Genomic DNA, 7,919 nt, shown 5'->3' on the forward strand with positions numbered 1-7,919 from the left:
AGGCCCAGCAGATCAACGTCGCCGAGAAGGTCCTCGCCTCCCAGGGCCCCGGCGCCTGGCCGGTCTGCTCCGTCAAGGCCGGCCTCACCAAGTAACACCGAGGCACGCCCCGCGCACCAAGGCCCCGCCCACCCCCACCGAGGGGTGCGCGGGGCCTTCGCGCGTCCGGGCGCGGGCCGCGCGCGACACGGGACGCGGCCTCCCGGCCGGGACGGCGGCCACCGGGGAGAATGGGGCCGATCCGAAGGCCCGCCGGGCGTCGCCCGCGAACGGCACGTGGACAAGGGGTGCAGATGGCGGAGCGGGAGCCGGAGGCCGAACTCGACGCCCGGTACAGCGACGAGGGCGCGACCCCCACACCCTGGCGGCAGGCCCGAGCCAGGCTCGCCGCGGCCGAACTGTACTGGCTCTCCACCGTCCGCCCGGACGGCCGCCCGCACGTCACGCCGCTGATCGCCGTCTGGGTGGCCGGAGCGCTGCACTTCTGCACCGGCGCCCACGAGCGCAAGGCCGGCAACCTCGCCGACAACCCGCACTGCGTCCTCACCACCGGCACCAACCTCCTGCACGAGGGCCTGGACCTGGTGGTCGAGGGCGACGCCGTCCGGCTCACCGACGACACCGCCCTGCGGGCGGTCGCCGCGGCGTACGAGGCCAAGTACGGCAGCGAGTGGCACTTCGAGGTCGGCGACGGGTTCTTCCACGGCGCCGGGGGAGCGGACCCGGTCTTCCGGGTCGAACCGGCCACGGTGTTCGGCTTCGGCAAGGGCGGGTACAGCCAGACCCGCTGGCGCTTCCCCCGCCCCTGAGCACCGACCGCGGACGGCGCGCCGGGGAGCGCCGGCCGTCCCGGCGACCCGGCGGTGCCGTGCCTACAGTGGGGCCCATGTCGCAATCCCGGGACGGGGGAGCCGGGTGGATCCGGCGACCGCCGAGGTGGCCGGCGAGCCCCGACCGCCACTCCTGGGTCTGGTGGGCACCCGTCCTGCTGGTCCTGCTGGACGTGGTGCTGGAACTGACCCTGTACAGCCGCGAGCCGGTGAGCTTCCTGCTCATCGCGGTACCGCCGCTGGCGGCCGCCACCCGCAGCCCGCGCCGCACCGCCCTGGCCGCCGCGCTGTGCGTGCTGCTCGAGATGTGGATGGCCTCGCGGCGCCCCGGCCACTTCGCCGAGCAGCACCACGTGGCCCTCTACCTGACGACCGTACTGATCGGCGTCGCCAGCGTGGCCCTCGCCCGCCAGCGCATCCGCGCCCAGGAACACCTGGTCCGCGCCCGCTCGGTCGCCGAGGCGGTCCAACTGACCCTGCTGCGCCCGATCCCGGAGCGGCTCGGCCGCCTGCGGGCCGCCGGGTTCTACGAGGCGGGCGAGGGCGGCACACTGGTCGGCGGCGACCTCTACGACCTGTGCGAGACCCCGTTCGGCGTGCGGGTGATCGTCGGTGACGTCCGGGGCAAGGGGCTGGACGCGGTGCAGACCGTCTCCGCGGTGCTGGGCAGCTTCCGGGTGTCGGCGCACGAGTGGAGGGACCTGAGCCGGCTGGCCGAACGGCTCGAACTGAGCATCGCCCGCAACTCCGCCCGGGCGGCGGCCGACGCCGAACTGTTCGTCACCGCCCTGCTGCTGGAGTTCCCGACCGGCGGCGGCGAGGTGCGGATCGTCGACCGCGGGCACCCCGCCCCCGTCGTGGTCGGACCGTACGGCGCGCGCCGGCTGGCCACCTCGCCCGCGCTGCCGCTCGCCCTGGGCGAACTGGCCCCGGGGGCCGGCGAGGTGACCGTCCACCCGGTGCGGCCCGGCGAGGTCCTGGTGGTCTACACGGACGGGGTGAGCGAGGCCCGGAACGCCGACGGGGTGTTCTACCCGCTGCTGGACCGGCTGGCCTGGCGGTTCGCCGGCCGGCACGCCCCGGAGCCGCAGGTGGTGGCGGCCTTCGTCCGGGCCGACGCCGACCGCTGGTCGGCCGGCGCCCACGGCCCGGACGGCGACGACCGGGCGGTGCTCGCGCTGGCGCCCGAGCCGCTCGCCGGGCCGGAGCGCCGCCGCCGCGAGGCCCGGGAGCGGGAGGCCTGAGACCGGGCGCGCCCGGGCGGCGTCAGGGTTTGAAGGCCACGGCCGCGTACGCCGAGGCGTGCGAGTCGGTGACCGCCGGATCCGGCCGCCCGCCCTCGGGACGCCAGCGGTGGGTGGCGACCAGGCCCGGCTCCAGCAGCTCCCAGCCGTCCAGGAAACGGGCGATCTCGTCCCTGGTGCGCATCTGCACCGCGGTACCGGCGGCCGCGTAGACCTGGGTGATCCGCTCGGCCTGCTCCGGCGCGAAGTCCGGGCTGCCGTGCGTTATCACCAGGGCGCTGCCCGACGGGAGTTCGGACTTGAAGTACTCGACGATGTCCTTCGCGCCCCGGCTGTCGGGGACGAAGTGCAGCAGCGCGTTGAGACTCAGCGCGACCGGCCGCGCCAGGTCCAGCGTCGCCCGCAGCTGCGCCGAGGCCAGCACCGCGGCCGGGTCCGTGACATCCGCCTCCACGTACGCCGTGCGCCCCTGCGGGGTGGAGAGCAGCAGGGCCTGCGCGTGCGCCAGCACGATCGGGTCGTTGTCGGTGTAGACGATCCGGCACTCCGGCGCGGTCTGCTGGGCGATCTCGTGCAGATTGGGCCGGGTCGGGATACCGGTGCCGATGTCCAGGAACTGCCGGATCCCGGCCAGGGCCAGCAGCCGCGTCGAACGGTGCATGAACGAGCGGTTCACCCGGGCCGCCGTCTCCGCCCACGGGAAGACCGCCATCACCTGGCCGGCCGCCTCCCGGTCGGCGGCGAAGTTGGTCGTCCCGCCCAGGTAGTAGTCGTACATCCGGGCCGAGTGCGCCCGGTGCAGCTCCAGCCTCACCTCGGCGTCGTCCGCCGCCATCTGTTGCCCCCTCAGCTCGCCCGACCGGTCACGCTACGCCATCACGGCGCCCGGCATCATGCCCCTGGCAGGCCCCCGCCAATCCGCCCGGACCGGTGGCGGTGCCGCGACGGGATACCATCGATGCGACAAATAGCCTGAAAGCAAAGACATCTGACCACCCGACAGCAATTCCTGTAGTCGTACTGGTACCGTCGGTAGTCGCTCCACCGGTCCCGTTCCCGCGCCGGTAGGCAGCCCGCCGCCGGGCCGCAGACCCCGAGGTCGGGACCTCGCGCCGACGGCCGCCGCGGGCCGGGCCCGCTCGTCCGGAAGGACAGGGATGACCATCGACAGGGACGCGCGACCGGCGGCCGGCCGCGACCGGGGAGGGCGGATGGTGGGCGACACCAGCGGCACGGCGCCGGAGGGCGCACGGCTGCGCCTGACCTTCGACGCGTTCTGCGCCACCCACGAGGCCGCGTGGACCGGTTTCGCCCGCACCCAGGTCGGCAGCGGCCGGGACGCCGCCCTGGTGGTGGCCGCGATGAAGGACCACCTCGCCCGCAACTGGGCGATCGGACTGCGGCAGGAGATCCCCGCGGCGTACGCCTGGCGGCTGCTGAAGGAGCACATCGCCGGCTGGCTCGCGGCAGCCGGGCAGACCCGCCCCGGCCTGGTCAGGACGGCCGCCTTCGACACCGCGGTCCGCCACTTCCGGGCCCGGGACGGGCTCGGCCTGGAGACCGTGCCGGAGCAGCTCGGCCTGCTCGGCGCCATCCTCGACCTCCCCGAGCGCCAGCACGACGTGGTGATCCTCAAGTACTGCCTGGACCTCGACGACGAGAGCATCGCCGCCTACCTGGGCACCCCGCTCGCCACCCTGCGCTCGAGCCTGCGGCACGCCCGCCGCCGCCTCGTCCACACGCTCGGCCGGCCCGGGCTCGCCGAACTGGGGGCGGGCCAGTGACCACCAGGAAGGACGGGCCGGAGCTGCGGTCCTGGCTGCGCGCCCACGGCTCGGACGCCGCCGGCGGTACGGACGGCGCGGGCGGCGGAGCGGGCGCCGGTGGCGCGGTGCGGGTGTCCGGGGGTGCGTCCGGGCAGCCCGCCCTGGGGGCCGGCCGACTCGCCGCGGCCCCGGCCCGGCTCCCGTCCGAGCACGAGCAGGCCGCCCACGAGCTGGCCCTGGCGGCGGCGCTCGTGCTCAACGCGCCCGAGGCCGCCCGCGCGCTCGAGCTGCTGGCCGGCGGCGAGGAGGTCCACCCGCAGGGGGCGGTGGTCTTCGCCTGTCTGCTGTTCATCACGGGCCGCGAGGAGGCCGCCCAGTTCTGGTGGCAGTTCGCGGCCGGCTCCGGCAACGACACCGCCGCGTACTGCCTGCACCTCTACCACCTGACCCTCGGCGAGACCCGGGACGCGGGCTACTGGCGGGCACAGGCCGAGGCGCTCGCCGCCCCGCCCGTCCGGGTGCCGAGCCGGCGGGTGCGGCTGACCCGGCCGCTGCTGCCGGAGGACGTACGCCGGGACATCCTCTCGCGCTGCCACGAAGGGCTCGACCCGCGGCTGCCCGCCACGCTGGAGGCGGTGGTCAACCACCTGGCCGTCGACAGCGACGACGAGGACTTCGGCGAGATCCCCCGGCCGTCCCGGACCCTGGCCGGTGAACTGGCGGTCACCCGGATCACCTGACGGCGGCTCCTGCGGCCGCCGCCGGTGACGACGGAACGCCCGGCCACCGAAGTGGCCGGGCGTCCGGGTGGGCCGGCGGTCAGGCGTGCGGCTTGCGGGGCTGGTCGCGCCGCGCCGCGTTCTTCTCCTTGATCCGGACCGTCTCCTTGCGGACGTCGGCCTGGGTGGCGCGCTCACGCTGCAGCCACTCCGGGCCGTCCTTCTTCAGCTCCTCGATCTGCTCGGTGGTGAGCGCCTCGGTGACCCCGCCACGGGCGAGGCCGGCGATGGACACGCCGAGCTTGGCCGCCACCACCGGACGGGGGTGCGGGCCGTTGCGGCGCAGCTCCACCAGCCACTCGGGCGGATCGGCCTGGAGCGCGTTCAGCTCGTTGCGCGAGACCACACCCTCCTGGAACTCGGCGGGGGTGGCCTCGAGGTACACACCCAGCTTCTTCGCCGCGGTCGCGGGCTTCATCGTCTGGGCGGTCTGGTGCGACTTCATGGGGTCAAGAGTATCGACCGTGTGCGCCACCTCCGACCACGGCCGGTAATCTGGGCGGGTGACTGGCTCGGAAGCACCCTCCTCGTTTCGGCTCGCCTACGTCCCGGGGGTGACTCCCACCAAGTGGGTCCGGGTCTGGGGCGAGCGGCTGCCCGATGTCCCGCTGACCCTGACGGCGGTGGGCGCGGCCGAGGCGGCCGGTGCGCTGCGCGGCGGTGACGCCGACGCCGGACTGCTGCGGCTGCCGGTGGACAAGGCGGAGCTCAACGCGATCCCGCTCTACACCGAGACCACGGTGGTGATCGTCCCCAAGGACCACGTGGTGACGGCCGTCGACGAGGTCGCGCTCGAGGACCTGGCCGACGAGATCGTGCTGCACCCGCTCGACGACACCCTGGAGTGGGGGAGCCTGCCGGGCCGGCCCGCGTTCGAGCGGCCCGCCACCACGGCGGACGCCGTCGAGCTGGTGGCGGCTGGCATCGGCGTGCTGATCGTGCCGCAGTCGCTCGCCCGGCTGCACCACCGCCGCGACCTCACCTACCGGCCGGTCACCGGAGCCCCCGAGTCGCGGGTCGCGCTGGCCTGGCCGCAGGCCGAGGAGACCGGCGACCTGGTGGAGGAGTTCATCGGGATCGTCCGGGGACGGACCGTGAACAGTTCGCGCGGGATCGCCGCGACCCCGGCGCAGCCGAAGGGCGGGCGCGCGGAGGCGGGCGCCGCGGGGCGCAAGCCCGCCGCGGGCGCGTCCGGCGGGAAGGCCGGCGGCCGGTCCGGTGCCAAGCCGGCGGCGAAGGGAACGGCGAAGGGCGCACGCAAGGCGGTGGGCGGCCGGCCGTCGGGAAAGGGCGCGCAGGGCGGCTCCGGCGGGGCCAAGCGGGGCAAGCCACGGCGCGGCCGGTAGCGGCCGCCGCCCGGCGCTGACGGACCGTCATCTCGGACCGGCGGTACGGAGCCCGGTGTGCTCTCCGGCGCGCCCGAGGCCCGGTGGCCCGCGGTGGCGGGCGTCAGGGCCCGGGCCTGTGGCGGTCAGCAGCGGGAGCCGGGACGCGGCCTGAGCCGGCCCAGGGTGTAGCCCCGGCCGGCCGGGTCGAGCGGCCGCGTGGCCTGTTTGAACAGGTACTCGGCCCGCTCGTACGACAGCCGTCCCCGGCCGGTCTCCGGGCACAGGTCGGCCTCGGCCGGCCGGCGGCCCGGCCCGGGGCGCCGGTCGGCCAGGAAGAGCGGGCCGCGGGTCCGGCCGGCCAGCAGCGGGGGCAGCAGCAGCGCCGTCCCGGCCCGCCAGCCGATGCCGTCGCGGCCGGCCCGGCGCGCGGCCAGGTCCAGGTCCTGCACGTCCAGGTCCAGGACCGCGCGGACGCCCGCGCCGGACTCGTCGAGCAGCCGCCACAGGGTCAGTTCGCGCGGTGCGACGCCCGGCAGCGCCCAGATAGCCGCGAGCGCCTCCGGGCCGAGCGGGCGCACGGCGGAGCGTGGTTCGGGCCGCCGGTCGAGCCCGGCCGCCAGGTCGCCCAGCGCGGCCCAGACGGCGAAGGACCGCACGGCGGCCCGGTGGCGGTTCCAGGTCCTGGCCGCGGTGCCGCGCCACAGGGACTCGAACGCCTCCGTCACCCGCGCGGCGGTCAGCGCCTCCACCGGCAGCCGGTCACCCAGCGCCGAGCCGAGCCGGCCCAGGGTCTGGCGGTAGGAGCGGACGGTGGCCGGGCCGAGGTCGCCGCGCGCCAGGAAACCCTCGACGGCCGCCCCGAGGGTCGGGCCCGCCGGCTCCCCGGCCGGGGTCAGCGCGTCCGCGCGGCGCAGCAGGAACGCCCGCTCGGCGGCGTTCCCGGTCAGGCCCGCCGCCCGGTGGAACTCGTCCCGGGCCTCCGCGTCCCGTCCCGAGCGGGCCAGCAGGTCGCCCCGCACGCTCGGCAGCAGGTGGTAGTCGCGCAGCGCGGGATCGCCGCGCACCGCGTCGACCAGCGCCAGACCGGCCTGCGGCCCGTCCGCCATCGCGACCGCGACGGCCCGGTTCAGCCGGACCACCGGCGTCGGCAGCAGCCGCTCCAACGCCCCGTACAGCGCGGCGATCTGCGCCCAGTCGGTGTCCTGTGCGCTGCGGGCCTGCGCGTGGCAGACCGCGATGGCCGCCTGCAGCAGGTACGGCCCCGGGGGGCCGCCGGCCTGCCGGGCCCGGAGCATGGCGGTGAAGCCCCGCCGGATCAGCAGCTGGTCCCAGCGGCCCCGGTTCTGCTCGTGCAGCTGGACCGGCTCCCCCGAGGGGCCGGTCCGGGCGGCCGAGCGGGACGCCTGGATCTCCATCAGCGCGACCAGCCCGTGCACCTCGGCCTCGTCCGGGGCCAGCAGGGCCAGCAGCCGGCCGAGCCGCAGCGCCTCCCGGCAGAGATCGGGGCGGATCAGGTCGTCACCCGAGGTCGCCGCGTAGCCCTCGTTGAAGACCAGGTAGACGACCTCCAGGACGGACGAGAGGCGTTCGGCCAGCGCCGGGCCGCTCGGCAGGTCGAACGGCACCCGCCGCTCCGCCAGCGTCCGCTTCGCCGCCGCGATCCGCCCGGCCACCACCGGTGTCCTGACCAGGAACGCGCGGGCGATCTCGTCGGCCGTCAGCCCGCCGAGCAGCCGCAGCGTCAGCGCGACCCGCTGCTCGGTCGGGAGCACCGGGTGGCAGGAGATCAGGATCAGCCGCAGGACGTCGTCCTGGTCCGGCTCCTGCTCCTGCGCCCCGTCCGGCTCCGGCTCCTCGCGGGCCGCGTCGTGGGCGAGCTGCCGCTGCCGGTGCCCGAGCCGCTCGGAGATCTCCACCCCGGTCGGGAGGCTGTCGGTGCGTCGGCCGCGCGCGCATACTGTGCCGCACGGCC

8 protein-coding genes and 1 pseudogene are annotated in these 7,919 nt (G+C 76.1%); 6 read left to right on the forward strand and 3 right to left on the reverse strand.

The genetic code is table 11. The features are described 5' to 3' along the window. The 3 genes and pseudogenes from AB0D08_RS39300 to AB0D08_RS39310 form a co-directional block, all read left to right on the forward strand. Positions 1-89 (forward strand): annotated as a pseudogene (locus AB0D08_RS39300) (transglycosylase family protein); the annotation flags it as partial. Between the two features lie 204 nt (positions 90-293). Next, positions 294-809 carry a pyridoxamine 5'-phosphate oxidase family protein gene (locus AB0D08_RS39305; protein ID WP_359895133.1) on the forward strand — a complete coding sequence of 172 codons (516 nt, stop codon included), beginning with the start codon at positions 294-296 and terminating at the stop codon, positions 807-809. A gap of 77 nt (positions 810-886) precedes the next feature. Then, positions 887-2,074, forward strand: coding sequence for a PP2C family protein-serine/threonine phosphatase (locus AB0D08_RS39310; protein ID WP_063794360.1), 1,188 nt, complete (start codon positions 887-889; stop codon positions 2,072-2,074). A 22-nt stretch (positions 2,075-2,096) separates the two neighbouring features. Here AB0D08_RS39310 and AB0D08_RS39315 read toward each other — a convergent pair whose 3' ends face one another. Next, positions 2,097-2,909, reverse strand: coding sequence for an SAM-dependent methyltransferase (locus tag AB0D08_RS39315; protein WP_033820493.1), 813 nt, complete (start codon positions 2,907-2,909; stop codon positions 2,097-2,099). A gap of 322 nt (positions 2,910-3,231) precedes the next feature. On the opposite strand from AB0D08_RS39315, the gene AB0D08_RS39320 reads away from it, so the two are divergent. Together AB0D08_RS39320 and AB0D08_RS39325 are read left to right on the forward strand one after the other, a co-directional pair. Continuing rightward, a complete protein-coding gene (locus tag AB0D08_RS39320; protein ID WP_051812420.1) occupies positions 3,232-3,858 on the forward strand; it encodes a sigma factor-like helix-turn-helix DNA-binding protein in 627 nt (208 codons plus the stop codon). Beyond that, positions 3,855-4,580, forward strand: a complete 726-nt coding sequence (locus AB0D08_RS39325) for a hypothetical protein (protein ID WP_359895136.1) — start codon at positions 3,855-3,857, stop codon at positions 4,578-4,580. Before AB0D08_RS39320 ends, AB0D08_RS39325 begins: the two co-directional genes overlap by 4 nt. A gap of 79 nt (positions 4,581-4,659) precedes the next feature. Here AB0D08_RS39325 and AB0D08_RS39330 read toward each other — a convergent pair whose 3' ends face one another. Next, complete coding sequence (locus tag AB0D08_RS39330; protein ID WP_033820494.1) at positions 4,660-5,064, reverse strand: DUF5997 family protein; 405 nt, start codon at positions 5,062-5,064, stop codon at positions 4,660-4,662. A 58-nt stretch (positions 5,065-5,122) separates the two neighbouring features. On the opposite strand from AB0D08_RS39330, the gene AB0D08_RS39335 reads away from it, so the two are divergent. Next, the gene (locus tag AB0D08_RS39335) at positions 5,123-5,965 is read left to right on the forward strand and encodes a LysR family transcriptional regulator substrate-binding protein (RefSeq protein WP_359895138.1); all 843 of its coding nucleotides are present in this window, start codon (positions 5,123-5,125) and stop codon (positions 5,963-5,965) included. Between the two features lie 125 nt (positions 5,966-6,090). Here the strand turns inward: AB0D08_RS39335 and AB0D08_RS39340 are convergent. Further along, on the reverse strand, positions 6,091-7,919 hold a 1,829-nt coding region (locus tag AB0D08_RS39340; protein ID WP_359895140.1), incomplete at its 5' end, for a DUF6596 domain-containing protein.

The sequence above is a fragment of the Kitasatospora sp. NPDC048540 genome, assembly GCF_040651175.1.
Lineage (GTDB): Bacteria > Actinomycetota > Actinomycetes > Streptomycetales > Streptomycetaceae > Kitasatospora.